The organism is Aliiroseovarius sp. PTFE2010 (assembly GCF_049943335.1).
Taxonomy (GTDB): Bacteria; Pseudomonadota; Alphaproteobacteria; order Rhodobacterales; family Rhodobacteraceae; genus JBNFVY01.
Window position 1 is genome coordinate 220,626 of sequence record NZ_JBNFVY010000001.1, and the last position, 20,852, is coordinate 241,477.

Sequence of the window (20,852 nt, forward strand, 5' to 3'; positions counted from 1 at the left end):
CTATTCCTCCTTCAATGGGCGTGACAGCAAAGACGTCATCGCGTCCGGAATTGAGAGTTCGCCGTCCAGAACATCCGATACGGCACAAGAAATCGGCATATCAATTCCCTTCTTTTGCGCAAGGTTGGCGACTGCTTTGGCCGTTGCGATACCTTCGGTCGTTGTGTCCGGTAATTCTCCCCCAGACCCAAGCGCGACACCGTAACTGAAGTTGCGCGATTTGTGGGACGTACAACTCAGAACCAGATCGCCAAAGCCTGACAGGCCAGCCAGTGTCGCAGCGTCTGCGCCCAAATTCGTAGCCAACCGCACCAATTCGGCGTAGCCACGGGTCACCAAGGCTGCGCGCGCGCTTTCCCCAAATTGGGCCCCGATTGTCATTCCTGCGGCCAACGCAACGACGTTTTTGAGCGCTCCACCCAATGCAACGCCAATGCGGTCTTGGGTCCGGTAAAGGCGCAACGTTTCCGTAGCCAGAAGCCGTTGCAATCGCCGCCCACTGATGTCGTCTGGTGATGCAAGCGACAAGGCGGTGGGCAAGCCAACGGCAATATCGGCGGCAAAACTGGGCCCTGAAAGAACCGACGCATTGGCGCCAATGTCATCAATGATCTGTACTGCGGTCTTGTTCGTTTCCAGATCAATCCCCTTGCACGCCGCAATAAGATCTCGGCCGACGAACAGATCAGCGTTTTCGGCCAAAAACCCCCTTAATGACTGCATGGGAACGGCCAATATGTATGCCTCTGCGTCGGTTGGAATGGACTCCACAAGCTCTAGATCGTCGGGCAGATCTATGCCCGGCAAACGCGGCCCGCTCTTACCCGTTTTGCGCATGTCGGCGATCTGTACGCTATCGCGACCCCAAAGTTGAACTTTGCGCCCGACAGACGACATCGCAATCGCCAGAGACATTCCAAATGCCCCGGATCCCAATACTGCAACCGTCATGCCTTGGCGCCCTTTTTGCCGGATCCCAATAAAGTTGGCGAAGTGGTGTCCAGGGGCCAACGTGGACGCGCCGACAGGCTAAGATCATCCTGCTGGCCGGCCCGCATTCTTTCCAGGCCGGCCCACGCAATCATAGCTGCATTATCGGTGCATAGCGAAAGCGGTGGGGCCACGAAACGGATGCCAAGATCTTTGCAAAGAGAGGTCAGAGCGTCGCGAATGACCCCGTTTGCGGCGACACCCCCCGCAACTGCCAAGACAGGCACCTTGGGATCAAGGCCCAGATACGTGACGAGCGCGCGGCGCGTCTTTTCGACAAGCACGTCGCTGACTGCTGCTTGAAAACCTGCACATAGATCGCAACGATCTTTTTGGGTCAGGCCATTGTGTTCGGAAACACATTTGTCACGCGCGCGCAGAACGGCGGTTTTGAGGCCCGAAAACGACATATCACAACCTTCCCGATCAAGGAGCGGGCGGGGAAATTTGAAACGATCCTTTGAACCGTCCTGCGCGGTGATTTCTACCTGCGGGCCACCCGGCTGAGGCAAGCCGACCAACCGTGCAACCTTGTCAAACGCTTCTCCCGGAGCATCGTCAATTGTTCCACCCAGCCGTCGAAACTTATCAAAACCTTCGACAATCAGGAACTGACAATGACCACCCGAAACAAGCAGCATCAGGTATGGAAAAACAGCATCATCTGTCAGGCGCGGCGTCAGGGCATGTCCCGCAAGGTGGTTGACCCCGACCAACGGAATGCCCGTCGCTGCGCTCAGGCCTTTGGCAAACATCACCCCTGACAAAACCCCCCCGATGAGACCGGGACCAGCGGTGACCGCGATCCCGTCCAGACCGGCAAGCGCCACACCCGCCTCTGACAGCGCCATTTTTGCACAGCTATCCAGTTTCTCAGCATGTGCCCGCGCCGCAATTTCCGGCACGACACCCCCGAAACGCGCATGAAGATCGGCCTGGCCCACAACGACCGAAGACCGGATTTCTGCGCCGACCTTCGGAACGTAGGAAACGATTGCCGCCGCGGTGTCGTCGCAACTGCTTTCTATGCCCAGCAATGTCAGAGACTTGTCCATGCCTTCGTCCGTTGCGCGCAGTCCTAGACGCAGGTAACACCGTGCGTGATGCCGCACAATAGCGCGGGGCTTGCCTTGAATCATTCTGCGCCCACAGTCTTGCTGACGCGACCCAAAGCACAATCCTTGGATTTTGCGCGGCTGCTTGTGCCAGCCCGCACGGTGATTTCACCAGTCACCCAGGTTGTCTTTATGCCAATCCCGGACACCTTGGCGGGGAAAGTTCTGATCGTAACGTCATCCAACGCGTTGCAAGCCGTCCGCCATGCAGGCATTTCGATAAAAGGGCGATCCATATACTGTGTTGGTTTGAAGACCGCGAAAATCGCCGAAGACCTGGGCGCAAATGTGCTCGGCGTTGCCGACACGGCCAATCATTTGGTCACCCAAATCATCCGACGAATGCCAAGAGAAAACCTGCTGTACCTACGTGGGCAAGAGATCAGCACCGATATAGCAAAATCGTTGTTATCCGCTGGATTAGACACTGATGAAGCCGTTGTTTACAGGGTTAAACCGCAGGCTTTGTCCCGGCAAGTAATGGATTTGGTCCGCTCACCGCAGACTGTTATCATGCCGCTGTTCTCTGTGAGATCCGCGACAAGGTTGTCGGAACAGTTGCACCAAGTGCAGTGCCGGATCGTTCTTGTACCCATTTCTCAAAATGTTGCGGATGCCTGGCAAGGCCCCGAACCAGCCGAGGTAACAGTTGCCAACCAGCCGTCATCTGAGGCAATGGTCCGCGCGATTAAGTCGCATATGGTCTGAACTTGCCTTGAGGCGGGCAGTCAGCATGGCTAAGTTTCTCTCGGCGATTTGAAAAAGAAATGGATTCGAAAGGGTGTTCTTCCGTGGCCAGTTCCAAAAAGAAGTCTGATTCCGATCCAAAGGACTTGGGCGATCAGGAAACCGACACAACGCAGCCCAGCGACGACATCGCGCCAGCAGCCCCGTCGGATGCCACGACCGACGCAGATGATCCGACATCTGCCGAGACCCTGGACAATCTAGCGGATGAGGAACAGGTTTCCGCCGAAAGCGCCGAAAGCGAGCCATCAATCGTGGATGTGCCTGATGAGCCTGCTGACGTAGAGACGCAGGATGATGGCGCGATATCGGGCCAGCCAGAACCCATTGCTCCGAAAAAAAGAAGCGGGGTATGGGGGGGCATTTTTGGCGGCGCCATCGCGGCTGCTTTGGGCGCGGCTGCCACGTACTTCGTGCTTCCGCTTGTTCCTGGCCTGTTGCCAAACCCAGCAGACGATCCGCAGGAACTGGCCATTGCACAATTGCAGGACGAGACAAGTGGGTTGTCAAACCGCGTTGCGTCGAATTCCCAATCAATTGATCAACTGACAGGAAATGTCGCCGAACTGGATGTTGACGCCGATCTCGCAGCGCTGCACGACCAGATTTCGGCGCTTCAGGAACGGGTGATTGCCTTGGAAGAGCGTCCTGTTCCCAGTTCGGCGCCATCTGCTGAAACGATGCAAGCTGTTGATGCCGAACTTGGCAAATTGCGGGCACAAGTCGAAGACGAACTGCAACGCATTAAAGAAGCCAGCGCCCAGGTCGCCGAAAACGAACAGGCTGCTGAAGAACGTGCTTTGCAAGCGGCGGCCTTGGCTGCGCTCGGGCGGATTCAGATTGCTGCAGATGCAGGACGGCCATTTGCTGATGACCTGGATCCTGTCCGCGACGCCGGGATCGAATTGCCTGAAGCCTTGCAAAACCATGCCACCGAAGGCGTCGCAACCCTGAGCGCGTTGCAGAGTTCTTTTCCGCAGTCAGCCAGATCGGCCCTGAATGCTGCCATCGATGCTGAAGCCCCGGAAGACCCACAAAGCAAAGTCAGCGCCTTTTTTCGCAAGCAACTTGGGGTACGCTCGCTTGAGCCACGCGACGGGGATAGCGCCGACGCGATACTATCGCGCGCTGAGGCCGCGCTTCGTGATGGTGACCTGGCGAAAACACTTGAAGAACTCTCTGGGTTGAGCGGCGAAGCCGAAGAACGGATGAATTCATGGATCGCCAAAGCAAAGGCGCGCATGGAATTGAAAACAGCGCTCGATACTCTTGCGCAACAACTATCTCAGTAAGGAAACGACAATGCTCTGGTCGCTTTTCAAGATCATCCTTTTTGTCGTCCTGATTGCCGCTTTGGCGCTGGGTGCCGGACAATTGCTGGAACTAGAGGGCGGCGTGCGCGTCGCCATTGCCGGATGGGAGTTGTCCTTGAGACCGCTGCAAGCGGTCTTGGCCGTCGTATTCTTGCTGTGCGCGGTTTGGTTACTTCTGAAGATCGTCGGATTGTTGGTTGCGGTGGTTCGCTTCGTGGTTGGCGACGAGACAGCGATTAATCGCTATTTCAATCGCAACCGTGAGAGAAAAGGCTTTCAGGCATTGGCCGACGGGCTCATGGCCCTCGCTTCAGGAGAGGGGCGCACAGCAATGTCCAAAGCCGCAAAGGCTGAAAAATACTTGCGGCGCCCAGAGCTTACGAACCTGGTCACGGCACAGGCGGCCGAAATGACCGGCGACAAGCGCAAGGCTCAGGCGGTTTACAAGGAACTTCTGAAGGACGAACGCACCCGGTTCGTTGGCGTTCGCGGTATCATGAAGCAAAAACTGGCCGAAGGTGATACGGACACCGCTTTGAAACTGGCCGAACGCGCTTTTGCACTGAAACCCAAGCATGAAGAAACGCAAGATGTGTTGTTGCGACTCCAGGCCGGTCAGGCGGATTGGAAGGGCGCAAGGGCGACGTTGGGCGCGAAACTCAAACACGGAAGTCTTCCAAGGGACGTGCACAAACGCCGGGATGCGGTCTTGGCGCTGTCCGAAGCCAAGGATGTCTTGGCCGCGGGATCAACGATCGAAGCCCGAGAAGCGGCGATCGAAGCCAATCGCCTGTCACCTGATTTGGTGCCTGCAGCTGTCATGGCAGCGCGCAGCTATGCCGATGAAGGAAAACCGAAGTATGCGGTTCGCGTGATCAAGAAAGCTTGGGAAAGCCAACCCCATCCCGATTTGGCGGCCGCGTTTGCAGCACTTGAGCCCGAGGAAGACGCGCAGTCTCGTCTAAAGCGCTTCAAGCAATTACTCAAACTCAAGCCTGATCACATAGAAACCAAACTGCTTCAGGCGGAACTGAATATCGCGGCTGAAGACTTCCCCGAGGCACGGCGTTCACTTGGTGATTTGATTGACGACAATCCGAATGCCCGCGTTCTGACCATCATGGCGGCGATTGAACGTGGCGAAGGAAAGCCGGATTCCGTCGTTCGCGGATGGCTGACGCGCGCATTGACAGCGTCGCGTGGGCCACAGTGGGTTTGTGGCAATTGCCATACCGTCCACGCCGAGTGGGAGCCGGTGTGTTCAAACTGCCAGGCATTCGACACATTGGCTTGGACCGAACCCTCGGGTGGTGACATATCTATGCCTGGGGGTGTCGAAATGTTGCCAATGTTGGTGGGCGCGCCGGAATCAACCGAAGTTGTCGCAGTCGACGAATTTTCTGAAGAACCAACCGAGAGCGCAAAGATAGAAAATTCGAACAATGAAAAAGACGTCTTGGATGCCGAAATCGTTGAAGGTTCGGCGGATCAGGCAGGGCAAAAATAGGGCTACACACCACCTTGTTTGGGTGCTAAAGACCCGCCACGCAGGCCTCTGTGGCTCAGCTGGTACCGACAGTCTACCCCAAGCGGCGCGTCCGCTTGGAGATTGAGGTCAAAAGCCAGTCGTTTGCAGGTGGCACGCTGAAATGGTTGGCCACGGTAGGGCCGAACCGAGAGAAGGATGCCGGTGTAGCTCAGCTGGTAGAGCACGTCATTCGTAATGATGGGGTCGTAGGTTCGAGTCCTATCACCGGCACCATTCTTCTCAAATTGGTCCCCTGGTTCTCTTTGATTTCGACGGCTCAACGCCACTGACATAATCGCGGTGCAGGTCACCCGCCCTGCAAACCGTCGGTTCGACCCAAACCAGGCCCACCATTCACTCACATTCAAACTGGTGTACTTGGGCGAAGCCGATCAACCGGGGAAACTGCCATTATAATGCCGTGGCCGAGAGTTTTTCCAACTGCCGAAACGGGAAACAACGCGTCGCCAGACATGACGATTTCGAAGACATTGAGATGCCCAACAACCACCACCGCCGGCACACAAGCCTCGCTGGTCTCACGCCGGTGGAGTATGCTAACCGGTCAAAAGATGACAAAAACCTGAACAGAGCTAACCTTAAGTCGCGGACTCAAAGGGGAGCAGGTCACACGTAACCAGTACGTCTATCCGCTTTGGATAAATTCCAGATGTTGGCGTTGCCGCATCGCTCGGACCAACGGCATATTTCATCTACCGTGCGTAAATGTAGGGTGTTCGCGAACGCCCGGTTGGCGGATGGCCGCCAATACCGGGCTGGATTTCTTTGTTGCGGCAATCGCCCTTGCTGGGCGAAGCTTTTTATCTGGTCTTTAAAACGAACAACCTAAACTTCGCACTCCTGCGAAATGGGTTTGAGAGACATGATGTGAAGGACGAACTATGATCCTCGAAATCGATGTGGTGTTGGCCTACAACGTAGACCAGCCGGTAGATCTTATTCTGCAGATACAAGCTCCGAGCTTTGCGGATCAACACGTCCTGTCAGAGACCATTGACTTTGGATCGCCTGAGCACATGGGCCGGATGGCCGGAGAAGCCGGTCTGGGCGAGCGTATTCTAATCCGTACATCAGGCAATTTTCGTTGTACTTACGCGGCGCGTATCGACGTAGACCGGCCTGAACTAGATCTTAAGCAACTCAACGCCGTGTCACCTCACCTATTGCCGAGTGATGCGGTGAGATACCTGATGCCATCCCGCTACTGCCAATCCGATGAACTTCAGAGCTTTGTTGCAGCCGAGTTTGGCCATCTGAACGGTGGCCGACGCATCGCTGCGATCCGCGATTGGGTATTCCAGCACTATCGTTATGTTCCAGGGTCCAGCAACGCGCAGACAACTGCCATTGATACCTTTGTGCAGCGTCAGGGTGTTTGTCGCGATTTCGCCCATGTCGTGATTGCATTGGCGCGGGCATCAGCTATCCCCGCACGTTTTGCCAGTGTCTATGCTCCGGATGTCACGCCGCAAGATTTCCATGCTGTCGCCGAGGTCTTTCTTGATGGAACCTGGCACCTTGTCGACGCCACGGGTATGGCCAGCGCAGTTGACATCGCGCGCATCGGCGTCGGTATGGATGCGGCGGAGGTAGCGTTTCTGAGTAGCTTTGGACCGATGACCTTTTCTGAACAGAGTGTCTCGGTCTCGCGGGCGACGCCCTATCCATAAAAAGCTGGCGGCGGTACTGGGGCCTCATGAGCGATCTCAATACTGCCGGGGATGACCCTGCTATCCCACAGCGCTCCAGGTACTCTTCGCGTCATTTCGACCGCTTCGGTCTTTCATTCGCGACATCATGCAAGCGCGGGATGCCATGCCGTTGCAAGCACAGGTGCAGCGCCCGGCGTGCCAAGTTTGGGATGGACGGCTGAAGGGCATAGAAGCAGTTGTTTAGTGGCCAAAGCATGGGCCGTCCAATAGCGACAATCGCCGCTTCTATGGCCCACACTATATCGCGATGTTCCGTATTGGCCCTACGCTGATATCCCGGATAGCCGCGAGGGCGATTACCTGGTTCAGGATTCGCCGGAGGTCGGGGAAAAACTGGTCATGTTTCACAATGGTCAGGGGCCGATGAGCAGGGATGCAGAGGAGTCCTGGCGGGTCTCGATTATCCGATCAAGGAACAGCAAACCGACGAGAAAAGCTTTCACGCCCTTCTGGACCGTACCCGTATCCATTTTCCCCCAAGCGATGGCGTATCGGATGCATACGCGTACTTCCCGACCATCCGATGGTCACTGAGGTTCCCCAAGCCGCGCGCAGACGATTCATGAATTGACGTAGATCATTATTGGCATCCAGCGTCCTGCTACGGGTGTGGTGCGTCTATTTGGTGAGAAATATTCGCAAATCTTTGGAAGGAGAGCCACATGCGAAACCAATTGAATGAACGCGTGGCGATTTCAGGGGTCGGATGTACGCATTTCGGCGACCTTATGGAAACGCCTGCAATCAAGGATATGAGCCTTCAGGAGCTAACCGCTGCCGCGGTGAAAGAGGCATTGGACGACGCCGGATTGTCGGGGCAGGATGTCGATGCGGTGTTTGCCGGGAATGCCATGGTCCACAGTTCGCAATTGCCGGCCACCTATTCGCAAATGTCCAAATGGACAGGCACGCAGTTCAAGGCTGGTGTGCATTTCGAGGCGCAGTGCTCGACAACCAATGTTGGCCTTGCGATGGCGGCGACGGCCATTGCTGCCGGTGTCTATGATACCGTCCTGGTGTTTGGCGTCGAATCCACGCGCAGCAAGGTCAAGGACTACAGCCCCTATGAGCGCGAGCCGATTTCGCATCAGCAAAGCTGGCTGTGGACGGATATGGCGGTGAACCAAGCATATGGCGTGCCGCAGGGATACGATATTTTTTCCAGTTACAATGGCCTTGTCGCCCTTGGCTATTGCCGCAAACACGGTATTTCGACCGAAGATTTCGACCGTGGAATGTTCGAGCTGTGCCGCACGCGGCGGCTGCACGGGTCAATGAACCCCAAAGCCAACATTCAGGAAACCCTGGAGGATGCGGCAAAGCGCAAGGGCCTGTCGGACGCCTTTGAATACTGGCAATCTGAAAATAACCCGTTCGTGGCTTGGCCGTCGCGGTTACTGAGCCTGGTGACCACGGCAGACGGAGCTTCGGCCATGGTGCTGACCCGCGCTGATGCGGCCAAGGGCGGGCGGTCACAGCCGGTTGAGGTGAAGGGGTTTGGCATCTCTGCATCCGATCTGCCCTGGTATGGCGAAGATCCGACCATTTGGAAAAACGATGAGCGCGCGGTCGAGGATGCCATGGACATGTCCGGGATCAAGGCGGCCGATATCGGATATCTGCATACCCATGATTGTTCGCATATCTCGGGGCTGTGTACCGCAGAGATGATTGGGTATCTGGAACCGGGCAAGGCGTTGGACGCGGCGCGCGAGGGTCGGTTGCGCTTTGATGGCGACAGGCCGATGTCCACCCATGGCGGGCGTCATGCGTTCGGTCATGCCTGGGCGGCGAGTGCGGGCAGCGACACCTACGAGGCGGTGCTGCAAATGCGCGGCAAGGCCGACAAGCGCCAGATAGCCAAACCGCCAGAAATTTCCGTCATTCACACCCACGGCTATGCCATGATCGGCACCGTGATCGTTCTGGGAGGGATGTGAGATGCAAGCTACGTCCAATAAACCAAACAAGATCCGCTGGTATTATGAAGGTCTGTCCAAGGGCGTGTTTCGCGCGTCGAAATGCGCTGACTGCGGGAAATTCACATTTCCGCCGACCGGTTGTTGCGAATATTGTGGCAGTTGGAATGTGGAAGACGCCGAATTGAGCGGCAAGGGAACATTGCTGTTCGCAACTCACTCGGGATCGGACGCGTCCCATCCGCGCTTCGAAAAGGCCGCACCGTTTGTTTATGGTCATATCCGGTTGGAAGAAGGGCCGATTACACAGGCGATCATCCAAGGTGTCGGGACGTCCCCAGAAGAGTTGAAGGCGCTCTTCGAAAAGGGGCCGGTTCCTGTGCAGGCCGTGACGCTTCAAATGGACGATCTGCCGGTCATTGCTTTCAAGCTGCAAGACTGATCGCGGACTCCGTTTGAACGGATGTATTGGCAGGCTTGCGGCCCGGTGGCGCATTAAGGTGTGAGCTTTCAACCGATTATCCAATCGATCTTTTCCGAGTTGGTGGGAGTGGGCAAAACTTGGCGGTCTGGTGCATGCCATCGTAGTTTTAACGAAAGCGACCTTGGCTGTTCGGATCATCGTCAAGATAACCCTCGCAAACGGCGCCCGGCGATCCCACCAACCCGGTCGACTTTCCCGCCCGATCCGGGACCAAAAGCTCGAAGTCATTGAGCTCGTGCTTGGCGCGGCCAGGAACGTGTTTGTGCGGTTGCAGCAAATTGCGAGTCATTGACGATTGCCTGCCCCGGATTCTGGGTACGCTGTTCGGCCGGTTTCGCCTCTGACAGCGCTTTCCTCGGACCGAAGCACGCCAGAATTGCGCCCCCGTGCAGGCTGAACATGGCGCGCGGCATTCGTTTCGCGAAGCTGCGCGGATCTTGGAAATGTTCCTACCTTGTGCGACGCAAATGAACACGACTGTGCGCAACCACTCGGGCCGCGTCGCGCAGGACATCAGCCATCAAGAACTATCTGTGCCTGCCATAAATGAAGATGTGCCGTCGCACCGGTCTCGTCTCTTAGGCGGCAACGTCACCGCACAAACATCTATGGCAGGATCTGGTTGTGCTCGGCTGGGACGGTCTGATGCGCCACATCTTCGATTTGTGGTATATTTCGATGCGCGTTCAGCATGTTGCAAAGGACGTCATAGCCAACCGAAAAGGGGCCACATGTTCAGCATTTTATCTGAAAAGACTATCGTATCTGTCGAACCAAGAGCACTTGAGGGTTTGCTGCGCTGGTCGCCGCGGCGAAAGATCCCGGCGCGGTTCAGGCCATCGTTTCGCGCGGCGATCGTCCCGACGTGGCCGGCGAAGCGTTGTTCAGGGTCAGGGCAACCGCGCTAATGATCGTTGCGGGTGCCGACTACCAGGTCATCGATTTGGACGGGTTTGCCGCCAAGCGGCTTGCCTGCCCATACGAGCGGGAGGGCGTTCCGGGCGCGACGCCTCTTTCCGAGGAACCAGGGTCCCTGAAACAGGTGGTAGATCTGGTGGGGGATCGGTTCGCATCGAACCCGACCCATGCAGGAGCGGGATCATGAGCGGATTTCTCAACCGGGCCGAGGCCGGAAAAGCACTTGCCTGTGAACTTGCCGACAGGGGCTACACCGATCCGGTTATCTTGGCCCTGCCACGCGGTGGCGTTCCGGTCGGAATCGAGGTTGCGCGCGAGCTTCGCGCCCCGATGGATCTGGTCATGGTGCGCAAAATCGGCGTTCCCAGACAGCCAGAACTCGCCGCAGCTGCTGTGGTGAACGGGGAAAACCCCCAGATCGTCATCAACGAAGCCATTGCTGCGAAGGCCAGGCTTTCACATGACGAAATTGAACGGCTGGCACAGACCCAACTTGACGAGATAAAGCGCCGTCGGGAAGTCTACCTGAAGGGCCGCGCGTCGGTTCCAGTCGAAGGCCGCACGGTGATCGTTGTCGATGACGGCATCGCCACCGGGGCTACGATGCGTGCTTCTCTTAAGGCCGTGCGAAAGCGCAAGCCGGCAAAACTGGTGCTGGCGGTACCCGTCGCGGCGCCAGATACGCTTGAGGCGTTACGTGGGGAAGTCGACGAGATCGTCTGCCTTCTCAAGCCCGAGTTATTGCTTGGGGTAGGCGCGCATTATGCCGATTTCAGCCAGACATCCGATGAAGAGGTCATTCACCTTCTGGACGAAGCAGATCGCTTGATCCGTAAGAATGAGGATGGCCAAGATTAACGCTCTGAATTCAGATCTGGGCCATACATTGCATGTGGATCAACCGGTGTCGTGAACCAGCCAAGCCCTGTCACTGAAAACTGCAACCGCTGGACTCGAGAGTTGGTCACAGCGTTGCTGTCCTATCGTAAGATCCCCGTCATCGAGCCCGATGCCAATGATCTCATCCTCTGGCCAAATCTCTTGAGCGTGGACAAATTTATCGGGGTGGCGACCACGAATGCGCCCGATCTGCAATTATGCGGAGGAAACGGTGTTGCTTGGCTTTCCTCTCGTTCAACTGAACCAGATCTGCCAATCCGATATGCGCGCTGGCGCGGATCGTCCGGTTGATCCCGCAGTCGCGATAAAAGCGGTTCAGCGCCCGGATGGCGGCATCATCCGGTGTGCGCATAAGCATCATTGCGTGGGCATGGACCGCATAGCCCCCGCCGGTCGGGCGCCATCGTTGCGCGGTTCCGGCAAACTTGCGGCCCGCCACCGCCACATTGAACCGGCCGTCACAAAACGCATCCGGCACCGATGCGAGGTTAGACGTGACGCCAACAGCCGACAGAGCGCTGCGGATCGGCGCGGTAAGGCGATGAAAGGCGTCTTCGATTGAGGGCGCTGTCTCATGTGGTGCTGACCACATCAGCGAAAGGTTGACGATGCCCGGCCCCTGCGGCACCAGATCGCCGCCGGTGCTCCGCAGATGAACCGGCCAGCCAGCGTCGGCGGCCTGCGCACATGCGTGGGCGAAACCGGGAAGCCTGCCCAGACGTGAAGGCGCAACCAGCGCAGGTTCGCAAGACCACAGCAGGGCGCTGGAGGCGCAGCGTCCGGCAGCAATGTCGGTCAGGCGCTCTGCCTCCCATGCCAGTGCATCGGAAAGTGCCAGGTCCAGCACAGGGCTGGCCGCTGCCGTGGTGATCACGTGATCTGCCCGATCACGTCTCCTTTGCGCACGATATCGTCAACCTGTTTCGTGATCGTCAGCGCCCCGTCGGCGGGTGCGGTGATCTCGAACTGCGATTTCTCAACCATGATTTCTGCGATAAGCGCGCCTTTGCGCACGGTCGCGCCGTCACTTGCCAGCCAGTTGGTGATAACGGCTTCCATGCCGTCATCCTGCCAAAGATCCTGTGGCACCTTCACTTCTGTCGCCATGCGTTCACTCCTTTTGATGCCTCACAAGTTACATCTTGCGGTAGGCGTCGATGATCTTGTCCGGGTTGGGCAGGCAGAACTGTTCCATGTTCCTCGCATAGGGAATTGGCACATCCGGAAAGGTCACCCGCGCCGGGGAGGCCTTCAGCTTCGAGATGTCATGCTCTGTCACACTCGCGATGATCTCGCCCGATACGCCATAGCTGTGGTAATCCTCATCAACCACGATCAAACGGCCAGTTTTGGCGACCGAATTGATGACCGTCTCGCGATCCAGCGGGACCAGGGAAACCAGATCAACAACCTCGGCGCTGATACCATCTTCGGCCAGTTTGTCGGCGGCTTTCAGCGCGTTATGAACCCCCATGGCAAGGCCAACCAGCGTTACATCGGTGCCCTTGCGCACCACCTTGGCCTTGCCGATCTCGACGGTGTATTCCTCTTCGGGCGTGTTCACGGTTGCACCGGCTTCGGTGCCCAGCCAGCCCATGCCCTGCAACCCCTTGTGGAACATGTAGACCACCGGATTATCGTCGCGGATCGCGGCGGTCATCAGGCCTTTGGCGTCATAGGCGTTCGAGGGTGACACAACCTTCATCCCCGGCAAATGGGCGAAGGTGCCGTAGAGGCATTGTGAATGCTGGCCCGCGTCCGAATAGCCGCCGCCTGTGGAGGTCATCAGAACCATCGGCACTGATGCGTTTGCGCCCGCGAAATAGGTGTTCTTGGCCATCTGATTATAGATCGCGTCAAAGCAGACGCCGAAGAAATCGACGAACATCAGTTCCACGACAGGCCGCATCCCGTCCATGGCGGCACCGACAGCCGCACTGATGAACCCGGTTTCGGAGATCGGCGTATCGCGCACCCGCTCCTTGCCGAATTCCTCAAACAGGCCGCGGGTATTGCCGAAGATACCGCCGAAACCGGCGATATCCTCGCCCATCACAAAAACGCTCGGGTCGCGCTGCATCTCCTGCTGCATCGCCTCGGCCATCGCGCGCGCAATGGTCAGGCGGCGTTCGTTGGTCGGTTGGTCAAGCATGGGTCAAATCCTTTCATGCCACAGGTCGGTGGTGGTCTGAAACTCAGACAAAAACGGCGGTCAGTGCATCGGTGTCCGGCGCATAGGCGCTGTCGCGGGCAAAGGTGATCGCCTCGCTCACGCGGGCTTCGGCGCGCGTCTCCAACTCGTCGAGATCTTTGGCTGCGTGGCCATCGGCAAGCAGGCGTTCGCGCATCTTTGGGATCGGGTCCTTGGCGAACAATGCATCCTTCTCGCCCTCGGGGCGATACTGTTCGGCATCCCCCATGAAGTGCCCGGCCAGCCGATAGGTTTCCACCTCGATCAGCGTTGGCCCCTTGCCGTCCCGCGCCCGCGCAATGGCCTCACCTGCGATGTCGAAGATCGCATAAGGGTCGTTGCCGGGAATGTAATGCCCCGGCATGTCATAGCCCGCTGCGCGCACGTCATTGCGGGCCACCGCGGTGGCCTCTGACTTGGGAACCGAAATCCCCCAGGAATTGTCCTCGATCACGAAAACGACCGGAAGGTCCCAGGCCCCGGCAAGGTTGAGCGCTTCGTGAAAAGCCCCCTGGTTCGCGGCACCTTCGCCCAGGAATGCAACCGCGACTCCCGGTTTGTTCTGCATCTTGCGGGAAAGGGCCGCGCCGCAAGCAGGGCCGCAACTTTCACCGATGATGCCCGAGCATGAAAAGTTCACTGCCGGGTCGATCAGGTGCATGTGTCCGCCCCGCCCGCCAGAGAGGCCTGTCGATTTGCCAAAAATCTCGGCGGCCATCTTTTTCAGATCCACGCCCTTGGCGATCGCCTGATGGTGGGGGCGGTGGGTTGCGGTTACGATATCATTGGCGTCCAGATGCGCACAAACGCCCACCGCGACCGGCTCTTGCCCATTTGACAGGTGCATTTCGCCAGGGATCGGACCATTCGCCATGTTGAACGCAGGTGTCTTGCCTTCGAGATAAGCCTTCTCGATCGCCTCTTCAAAGCGACGGCTGACCACCATGTTTTCGTACATCCACAGTAACTGTTCTTTCGTCGGTTGCATGTGAGTCTTGCCTCTTGTTCGATTCGCGTAGGGGCACACGAGCCAATTATCCCTAGGCCGCTTCTCACTCTCCGCATTGACGCAGATCAACGGGCCTATGCTACTCCGTATGTGTTGGACAGTTTCTGGCGTAGTTTCGGCTACTTTTTGTACCTGCCGATCCGTTGCCCGAGAGTTTTTTTCATGACCCTACGGGGGGCGGGGTGGTTGTTTTGATCCTCGGCCAATAGCCCCGGCAGGCGCAAAAGACGTGACTTGGTGTATTCATTATGTCCGGGGGTTAGAGGTTGTGGGTTGCTCATCCAACGCGACGCTCACCTTGAACTCCGGGTGAGTTTACTTCCGATTTAACATTTCTGATTGCGCGCCCTGACAGCGCCGCGGTGGGGGTTGATCATCGTTGGGCCTACACGGTGCGGAATGCGAGAGCGTAAAGATTTCAACGTTGCTCCAGCCTGGCGCAAGGGCCAGCTTGATACCCTGATAAAGTGTGACTCTGCATGAACCAGAGATGTTTCAGATGTCGCGGGGATCCTCTTGCACGGACAGGTTCGGACCGAAACTGCAACAAAAGATCGGCAGAGCATTTCGGCAGAATGTTCACCCGACGCCGCACCATCCCAGATAATGAAAACCGCGACAGAACATGGTGGCGGATAAGCCGGATGCTTCTGGATTGATTTTTGTCACGTCCTTGGTGAACCGACCCTTTAGCCTTTGACATCGAATGCAACATGAAAGCTGACAGCATGAAATCAGAACCGATTGTGAAGTCAGATGACATGCGCGCGCGGGCCAATATGTCGGATTATACCACAACCCGCGCTACGTTCTCATGGACCGATGCCCAAGGCGACATCGACGGGTTCGGTGATGGCAGCCTCAATATCGCGCATGAAGCGGTGGACCGGCATGTGGCGGCCGGTCACGGTGCGCAGGTGGCCATTCGCTGGATCGCAAAGTCCGGCGACAGGCGTGACATCACCTATGCTGAACTTCAGGTTCTGACCAATCGCTTTGCAAACGTGCTGCGCAATCAAGGGCTTGGAAAGGGGGATCGGGTCTATTCTCTGCTTGGTCGTGTACCCGATCTTTACATCGCGGCCCTTGGCACGCTGAAAGCCGGATGCGTGTTTTGCCCCCTGTTTTCGGCTTTTGGGCCAGAGCCGATCCAATCACGTATGAGCATCGGTCAAGCAAATGCGATCATAACCTCGTCACGGCTCTATCGGCGCAAACTCAAGGGCATCAGAGGCAACTTGCCAGACCTGCGCACCGTGTTCCTGATTGATGGCGACGAGGACGCAACGATTGATGTGAACGCGGCCATGAACGCCGCTGATGACACCTTCACCACAGAGCGGATGCAGCCCGAAGAAACGGCGCTATTGCACTTTACCTCCGGAACAACCGGGAAGCCCAAGGGGGTTGTCCACGTTCATCAGGCGGTCGTGGCGCATCACGCCACCGGGCGGCTGGCGCTCGATCTCAGGCCCGGCGATACCTATTGGTGCACCGCCGATCCCGGCTGGGTCACCGGCACATCCTACGGCATCATCGCGCCCCTGACCAACCGGGTCACGATGATCATCGACGAGGCGGAATTTGACGTGGACCGCTGGTATGCAACCCTAGCGCGCGAAGCCGTCACCGTTTGGTACACCGCGCCAACCGCCATTCGCATGTTGATGAAGGCCGGGGCCAATGCTGCAAAACCACATGATCTGTCCGCCCTTCGCTTCATGGCAAGCGTGGGGGAGCCGCTGAACCCCGAGGCGGTCATTTGGTCGAACAACACCTTCGGCATGCCGTTCCACGACAACTGGTGGCAAACAGAAACCGGCGGCATCATGATTGCGAATTACGCCGCGATGGATGTGCGCCCCGGTTCGATGGGGAAACCGCTGCCGGGTATCGAGGCGGGCATTGTCGAGGTTGAAGACGGCACCTTGCGGGAACTGACCGCGCCGATGGCGATTGGCGAATTGGCATTGCGCCCGGGCTGGCCTTCGATGATGCGCGGCTATCTTCATGAGCAGGCCCGCTATGAAAAGTGCTTTCGCGATGGCTGGTATCTTAGCGGCGATCTGGCGATGCGCGACGCGGATGGGTATTTCTGGTTTGTCGGTCGTGGCGATGACCTGATCAAAAGCGCGGGTCATCTTATCGGACCTTTCGAGGTTGAAAGCGCCTTGTTGGAGCACGAAGCGGTCGCCGAAGCCGGTGTCATCGGCGTGCCGGACGAGACGGCAGGCGAAATCGTCAAGGCCTTCGTCGCGTTGAAACCCGGCTTTGAAGCCTCTGAAAGCCTGCTTCTGGAGCTTACCGGACACGCGCGCAAACGGCTCGGCCCGGCCGTTGCCCCAAAGGAAATCGTCTTTCGTCAGAACCTGCCAAAAACCCGCAGTGGCAAGATCATGCGCCGCCTCTTGAAGGCACGCGAACTGGGCTTGCCGGAAGGTGACATCTCAACCTTGGAAAGCGATGAACGATGACCACCACCGATCTTAAACCCCGTTTGAACCATGCCCATGTGCGCGACCTTCTAAAGAAAATGATCCGCATTCGCCGCTTTGAGGATACCTGCGCCGAATATTACACCCGCGAGAAAATCCGCGGCTTCCTGCATCTTTACGATGGGCAGGAAGCGATCGCGGCGGGGATCATCCCGCTTTTGGGTGAGCAGGACCGGGTCGTCGCGACCTACCGCGAACACGGTCACGCGCTGGTGCGCGGCGTTCCCATGGGATCTGTCCTGGCTGAAATGTTTGGCAAGCGCGAAGGCTGCTCTGGCGGGCGCGGCGGGTCGATGCACCTGTTCAGCCGCGCGCATAATTTCTATGGTGGCAATGCCATCGTGGGGGGCGGATTGCCAATGGCCACGGGCCTGGCACTGGCCGATCGCATGACCGGGACCCATGCGGTGACGGTGTGCTTTTTCGGCGAAGGGGCCGTTGCCGAGGGCGAATTTCACGAGGCTATGAACCTGGCCGCCCTCTGGAAACTGCCCGTCCTCTTTGTCTGTGAAAACAACGGCTATGCCATGGGATCGGCGCTTGCGTTGACCGAGGCGGAAACGGGCCTGACCACCCGCGCGGCCGCCTATGGCATGGGCGCCGAAACTGTCGATGGCATGGATGTCGTCGCTGTCGAAGTCGCTGCACGACGCGCGCTGAAGTCGATCAGCGAAACGGGCAAGCCGCAGTTTCTGGAATGCAAGACATATCGCTTTCGCGCGCATTCGATGTTTGACGCCCAGCTTTACCGCAGCAAAGAAGAAGTGAAGGAATGGCGCGCCAAGGGGCCCATTGTGCGCTTTCAAGGATGGCTGGAAGAAAACGCGCTGCTGCATTCCGGCGAAGTCGCCGAAATCGAAGCCGAGGTGGACGCCGAGATCAAAGAAGCCGTGGCCTTTGCCGAAGCCGCCACTGACGAATCCATTGAAACGCTGACGAATTTCGTTCTGTCGCCCGACAGTCCCACGCCACCCGACACACCATCCGAGCCGGGGTCTTTGCGGGTCGCGACCTACCGTGACGCCATGCGAGAGGCGCTGACAGATGCAATGGATCGGGACGACCGCGTGTTCCTGATGGGTGAAGACGTCGGGCACTATGGCGGCTGCTATGCGGTCAGCATGGGCCTACTTGATCGTTTCGGACCGGACCGCATCCGCGACACGCCGTTGTCGGAGGCCGGGTTTACCGGCGCAGGTATCGGCGCGGCGATGGCCGGGATGCGCCCGATTGTCGAGATCATGACGGTCAATTTTTCGCTGCTGGCGCTGGACCAGATCCTGAATACCGCCGCCACCATGCGCCATATGTCGAACAACCAGTTCGGAGTGCCGCTTGTGATCCGCATGGCGACAGGTGCGGGCAAGCAATTGGCCGCCCAGCATTCGCACAGCCTTGAGGGTTGGTATGCGCATATTCCGGGCCTGAAGGTTCTGGCACCGGCCACCATCGAAGATGCATACGGCATGCTGCAAACCGCCCTGGACGATCCCGACCCGGTACTGATTTTCGAGAACGTCATGCTCTATAATTCCGAAGGCCCGCTTCCGGAAAAGCCGAGCGCCGTCAACATCGACCGCGCTGCAGTGCGCCACGTCGGCGATGAGGCAACGCTGATCACCTATGGCGGGTCGCTGCCGAAAACGCTTTATGCCGCGCAAAGGCTGTGTGACGAACATCATATCAGTACCGACGTCATCGACCTGCGTTCGCTGCGCCCCCTTGATATGGCCACGATACTTGCGTCGGTCCGCAAGACCCGCCGCGCGTTGATCGTGGATGAAGGTTGGCGCAGCGGCAGCCTTGCCGCCGAGATCGGCATGCGCCTGGCTGAAGAGGCATTCTTTGAACTCGACGCCCCGCTTGCGCGCGTTTGCAGCGAAGAAGTTCCGATCCCCTATCCAAAGCATCTGGAACAGGCGGCGATCCCGCAGACTGACAAGATCATTGACGCTGTTCTGCGCCTGATGGAGGCATCGCCATGAGCCAGTTTCTAATGCCATCGCTTGGGAGCGACATGACAGCTGGAACACTTGTCGAACAGACAATCGCGCCCGGCGAGGCGTTTCACCGCGGCGACGTCATTGCGGCGGTGGAAACCCAGAAAGGGGTGATCGAAGTGGAGGTTTTTGAGGACGGCATTCTTGACCAATGGCTGGTCGAACTGGGAACCAAAGTGCCAGTCGGCACGCCCCTTGCCCAGTTGCGGCAGATAGGCGCCGAACCCGAACCCCCAACGAACCCACCTGAAGTCCCGCCGGAACCACAACCGCCTGCCCCATCAGTTCCACCAGAAATCCTGCCCCAGCCTGAACCCCAGCAGCCCCCGGATCCACCCCCCGAAATCCAACCGATTCCGCCTGAAATTCAACCACCCGTCGATCAGTTGCCGCCGGACCGCCCACCCGAAAGGGCGATGACTGCAACCCGCCCAAGGATCACGCCAGCCGCCCGGCGGCTGGCGGCATCGCGAGGGATCGACCTTGGGACGCTTTCAGTCGCGACCGATCAGGTGCTGACCCGTCGCGATATCGAGGCCCTGAGCGAGGTGGACACGACGCAACAGAAACAGCGCAAACCGACCGCGACCGATGGCATGCGCGCAGCCATCGCAGCGGCAATGTCACGGTCGAAGCAAGAGATCCCGCATTACTACCTGAGCCACCGCGTCGATCTTGGGGCGGTCGACGCCTTTCTGACTGATCTGAACGCGACACGGCCCCCGAAAGAACGGATGCTGCCTAGCGCGCTCTTCGCACGAGCGATTGCGTTGGCTTTGAAGAAATACCCTGAATTCAATGGTCACTACACCGACGAACAGTTTCATCCATCCAGCGGCGTCAATCTGGGCGTCGCCATTCATATCCGTTCTGGCGGACTTGTCGCCCCGGCCCTTTTCGCCATCGAAACAAAAACCGCCGCCGAGGTGATGAGCGACCTGAGCGATCTGGTTGCGCGTGTTCGTGCCGGGCGTTTCAAGGCGCGGGAATTGACCGACGCGACCATCACGCTGACATCTCTGGGCGAGCGTGGCGTCGACGAGGTGATCGGCGTGATATATCCGCCCCAGGTGGCCACCGTCGGGATCGGCGCGCCGCGTCCCGCACCGATGGTGAAGGACGGCGGGGTCGTAGCGCAGCTTGCAACGACACTGACGCTGGCCGCTGATCACCGCGTCAGCGACGGACATCGCGGTGCGCTCTTTTTGCGCTCGGTTGACAGCAATTTACAGGAGCCGGAAACACTATGACCCTAGAAGAAGCCGAAGCCGCCGTTGCCGGGGAACTGCACACTATCGCGCCTGATATCTCGTTGGACGAAATTGACCGAAGTGGCGACCTCCGGGAAGAATTCGATATCGACTCGATGGATTTTCTGCGCCTTGTTACCGCTTTGGGAGAGCGGTTCGACCTGCCTATGCCCGAGGCCGATTATCCGCAGATGGACAGCTTTGACGCCTTGGCCAGGTACCTCAAGGACAAGACTTCCTGAGAATTGCTGTCGGGCAGA

Annotated in this window: 19 protein-coding genes, 1 tRNA gene and 1 pseudogene; 14 read left to right on the top strand and 7 right to left on the bottom strand. The window is 58.1% G+C overall.

The features are described from left to right. Together ACP2AV_RS01135 and tsaD are read right to left on the bottom strand one after the other, a co-directional pair. Entirely contained in the window at positions 1-951 is a 951-nt protein-coding gene (locus ACP2AV_RS01135) for an NAD(P)H-dependent glycerol-3-phosphate dehydrogenase (RefSeq protein ID WP_426370810.1), read from the bottom strand. After that, entirely contained in the window at positions 948-2,045 is a 1,098-nt protein-coding gene (tsaD, locus tag ACP2AV_RS01140; protein ID WP_426370811.1) for a tRNA (adenosine(37)-N6)-threonylcarbamoyltransferase complex transferase subunit TsaD, read from the bottom strand. The genes ACP2AV_RS01135 and tsaD overlap by 4 nt, the downstream gene beginning before the upstream one ends. Before the next feature lie 48 nt (positions 2,046-2,093). Between tsaD and ACP2AV_RS01145 the strand changes: the two genes are divergently transcribed. From ACP2AV_RS01145 to ACP2AV_RS01175, 7 genes are all read left to right on the top strand, one after another. Further along, positions 2,094-2,813 (top strand): uroporphyrinogen-III synthase, encoded by a 720-nt coding sequence (locus ACP2AV_RS01145; protein ID WP_426370812.1) that lies wholly within the window; start codon positions 2,094-2,096, stop codon positions 2,811-2,813. An 83-nt stretch (positions 2,814-2,896) separates the two neighbouring features. Continuing rightward, positions 2,897-4,144, top strand: coding sequence for a COG4223 family protein (locus ACP2AV_RS01150; protein ID WP_426370813.1), 1,248 nt, complete (start codon positions 2,897-2,899; stop codon positions 4,142-4,144). 10 nt (positions 4,145-4,154) lie between these two features. Further along, positions 4,155-5,672 carry a heme biosynthesis protein HemY gene (locus tag ACP2AV_RS01155; RefSeq protein ID WP_426370814.1) on the top strand — a complete coding sequence of 506 codons (1,518 nt, stop codon included), beginning with the start codon at positions 4,155-4,157 and terminating at the stop codon, positions 5,670-5,672. A gap of 179 nt (positions 5,673-5,851) precedes the next feature. Beyond that, positions 5,852-5,927: transfer RNA gene (locus ACP2AV_RS01160), tRNA-Thr, on the top strand. Positions 5,928-6,595: 668 nt separating this feature from the next. After that, positions 6,596-7,384: a transglutaminase-like domain-containing protein gene (locus ACP2AV_RS01165; RefSeq protein WP_426370815.1), complete on the top strand. Its 789-nt coding sequence runs from the start codon at positions 6,596-6,598 to the stop codon at positions 7,382-7,384. 704 nt (positions 7,385-8,088) lie between these two features. Further along, a complete protein-coding gene (locus ACP2AV_RS01170) occupies positions 8,089-9,366 on the top strand; it encodes a thiolase family protein (RefSeq protein WP_426370816.1) in 1,278 nt (425 codons plus the stop codon). Position 9,367: 1 nt separating this feature from the next. Beyond that, a complete protein-coding gene (locus ACP2AV_RS01175) occupies positions 9,368-9,787 on the top strand; it encodes a Zn-ribbon domain-containing OB-fold protein (protein ID WP_426370817.1) in 420 nt (139 codons plus the stop codon). Between the two features lie 148 nt (positions 9,788-9,935). Here the strand turns inward: ACP2AV_RS01175 and ACP2AV_RS01180 are convergent, their stop codons facing one another. Further along, positions 9,936-10,118, bottom strand: coding sequence for a hypothetical protein (locus ACP2AV_RS01180; RefSeq protein WP_426370818.1), 183 nt, complete (start codon positions 10,116-10,118; stop codon positions 9,936-9,938). Positions 10,119-10,157: 39 nt separating this feature from the next. On the opposite strand from ACP2AV_RS01180, the pseudogene ACP2AV_RS01185 reads away from it, so the two are divergent. From ACP2AV_RS01185 to ACP2AV_RS01195, 3 genes and pseudogenes are all read left to right on the top strand, one after another. Then, positions 10,158-10,537 (top strand): annotated as a pseudogene (locus ACP2AV_RS01185) (ISKra4 family transposase); the annotation flags it as partial. 199 nt (positions 10,538-10,736) lie between these two features. Next, on the top strand, positions 10,737-10,934 hold the full coding sequence (locus tag ACP2AV_RS01190) for a hypothetical protein (protein WP_426371364.1): 198 nt from the start codon (positions 10,737-10,739) through the stop codon (positions 10,932-10,934). Further along, complete coding sequence (locus ACP2AV_RS01195; protein ID WP_426371339.1) at positions 10,931-11,605, top strand: phosphoribosyltransferase; 675 nt, start codon at positions 10,931-10,933, stop codon at positions 11,603-11,605. Before ACP2AV_RS01190 ends, ACP2AV_RS01195 begins: the two co-directional genes overlap by 4 nt. Positions 11,606-11,804: 199 nt before the next feature. On the opposite strand, the gene ACP2AV_RS01200 is transcribed toward ACP2AV_RS01195, so the two are convergent. The 4 genes from ACP2AV_RS01200 to ACP2AV_RS01215 are packed head-to-tail and all read right to left on the bottom strand — an operon-like array spanning position 11,805 to position 14,826. Further along, positions 11,805-12,521 carry a lipoyl protein ligase domain-containing protein gene (locus tag ACP2AV_RS01200; RefSeq protein ID WP_426370819.1) on the bottom strand — a complete coding sequence of 239 codons (717 nt, stop codon included), beginning with the start codon at positions 12,519-12,521 and terminating at the stop codon, positions 11,805-11,807. Then, entirely contained in the window at positions 12,518-12,754 is a 237-nt protein-coding gene (locus ACP2AV_RS01205) for a biotin/lipoyl-containing protein (protein ID WP_426370820.1), read from the bottom strand. Before ACP2AV_RS01205 ends, ACP2AV_RS01200 begins: the two co-directional genes overlap by 4 nt. A 28-nt stretch (positions 12,755-12,782) precedes the next feature. After that, on the bottom strand, positions 12,783-13,799 hold the full coding sequence (locus tag ACP2AV_RS01210) for an alpha-ketoacid dehydrogenase subunit beta (RefSeq protein ID WP_426370821.1): 1,017 nt from the start codon (positions 13,797-13,799) through the stop codon (positions 12,783-12,785). A 43-nt stretch (positions 13,800-13,842) separates the two neighbouring features. Then, a complete protein-coding gene (locus ACP2AV_RS01215; protein WP_426370822.1) occupies positions 13,843-14,826 on the bottom strand; it encodes a thiamine pyrophosphate-dependent dehydrogenase E1 component subunit alpha in 984 nt (327 codons plus the stop codon). 749 nt (positions 14,827-15,575) lie between these two features. On the opposite strand from ACP2AV_RS01215, the gene acsA reads away from it, so the two are divergent. From acsA to ACP2AV_RS01235, 4 genes are read left to right on the top strand one after another with little or no spacing between them, the layout of a single operon-like run. Next, positions 15,576-17,321, top strand: a complete 1,746-nt coding sequence (acsA, locus tag ACP2AV_RS01220) for an acetate--CoA ligase (protein ID WP_426370823.1) — start codon at positions 15,576-15,578, stop codon at positions 17,319-17,321. Beyond that, entirely contained in the window at positions 17,318-19,327 is a 2,010-nt protein-coding gene (gene pdhA / locus ACP2AV_RS01225) for a pyruvate dehydrogenase (acetyl-transferring) E1 component subunit alpha (RefSeq protein ID WP_426370824.1), read from the top strand. Before acsA ends, pdhA begins: the two co-directional genes overlap by 4 nt. Then, a complete protein-coding gene (locus tag ACP2AV_RS01230) occupies positions 19,324-20,592 on the top strand; it encodes a dihydrolipoamide acetyltransferase family protein (RefSeq protein ID WP_426370825.1) in 1,269 nt (422 codons plus the stop codon). Before pdhA ends, ACP2AV_RS01230 begins: the two co-directional genes overlap by 4 nt. Next, the gene (locus ACP2AV_RS01235; protein ID WP_426370826.1) at positions 20,589-20,834 is read left to right on the top strand and encodes an acyl carrier protein; all 246 of its coding nucleotides are present in this window, start codon (positions 20,589-20,591) and stop codon (positions 20,832-20,834) included. The genes ACP2AV_RS01230 and ACP2AV_RS01235 overlap by 4 nt, the downstream gene beginning before the upstream one ends. Positions 20,835-20,852 lie beyond the last annotated feature (18 nt).

Excerpts from the sequence above, each read along its gene's own strand:
- ACP2AV_RS01135 (WP_426370810.1), bottom strand. The coding sequence starts at position 951 with ATGACGGTTGCAGTATTGGGATCCGGGGCATTTGGAATGTCTCTGGCG.
- tsaD (WP_426370811.1), bottom strand. The coding sequence starts at position 2,045 with ATGGACAAGTCTCTGACATTGCTGGGCATAGAAAGCAGTTGCGACGAC.
- ACP2AV_RS01145 (WP_426370812.1), top strand. The coding sequence starts at position 2,094 with ATGCCGCACAATAGCGCGGGGCTTGCCTTGAATCATTCTGCGCCCACA.
- ACP2AV_RS01155 (WP_426370814.1), top strand. The coding sequence starts at position 4,155 with ATGCTCTGGTCGCTTTTCAAGATCATCCTTTTTGTCGTCCTGATTGCC.
- ACP2AV_RS01165 (WP_426370815.1), top strand. The coding sequence starts at position 6,596 with ATGATCCTCGAAATCGATGTGGTGTTGGCCTACAACGTAGACCAGCCG.
- ACP2AV_RS01170 (WP_426370816.1), top strand. The coding sequence starts at position 8,089 with ATGCGAAACCAATTGAATGAACGCGTGGCGATTTCAGGGGTCGGATGT.
- ACP2AV_RS01175 (WP_426370817.1), top strand. The coding sequence starts at position 9,368 with ATGCAAGCTACGTCCAATAAACCAAACAAGATCCGCTGGTATTATGAA.
- ACP2AV_RS01180 (WP_426370818.1), bottom strand. The coding sequence starts at position 10,118 with ATGACTCGCAATTTGCTGCAACCGCACAAACACGTTCCTGGCCGCGCC.
- ACP2AV_RS01190 (WP_426371364.1), top strand. The coding sequence starts at position 10,737 with ATGATCGTTGCGGGTGCCGACTACCAGGTCATCGATTTGGACGGGTTT.
- ACP2AV_RS01195 (WP_426371339.1), top strand. The coding sequence starts at position 10,931 with ATGAGCGGATTTCTCAACCGGGCCGAGGCCGGAAAAGCACTTGCCTGT.
- ACP2AV_RS01205 (WP_426370820.1), bottom strand. The coding sequence starts at position 12,754 with ATGGCGACAGAAGTGAAGGTGCCACAGGATCTTTGGCAGGATGACGGC.
- ACP2AV_RS01210 (WP_426370821.1), bottom strand. The coding sequence starts at position 13,799 with ATGCTTGACCAACCGACCAACGAACGCCGCCTGACCATTGCGCGCGCG.
- ACP2AV_RS01215 (WP_426370822.1), bottom strand. The coding sequence starts at position 14,826 with ATGCAACCGACGAAAGAACAGTTACTGTGGATGTACGAAAACATGGTG.
- acsA (WP_426370823.1), top strand. The coding sequence starts at position 15,576 with ATGAAATCAGAACCGATTGTGAAGTCAGATGACATGCGCGCGCGGGCC.
- pdhA (WP_426370824.1), top strand. The coding sequence starts at position 17,318 with ATGACCACCACCGATCTTAAACCCCGTTTGAACCATGCCCATGTGCGC.
- ACP2AV_RS01230 (WP_426370825.1), top strand. The coding sequence starts at position 19,324 with ATGAGCCAGTTTCTAATGCCATCGCTTGGGAGCGACATGACAGCTGGA.
- ACP2AV_RS01235 (WP_426370826.1), top strand. The coding sequence starts at position 20,589 with ATGACCCTAGAAGAAGCCGAAGCCGCCGTTGCCGGGGAACTGCACACT.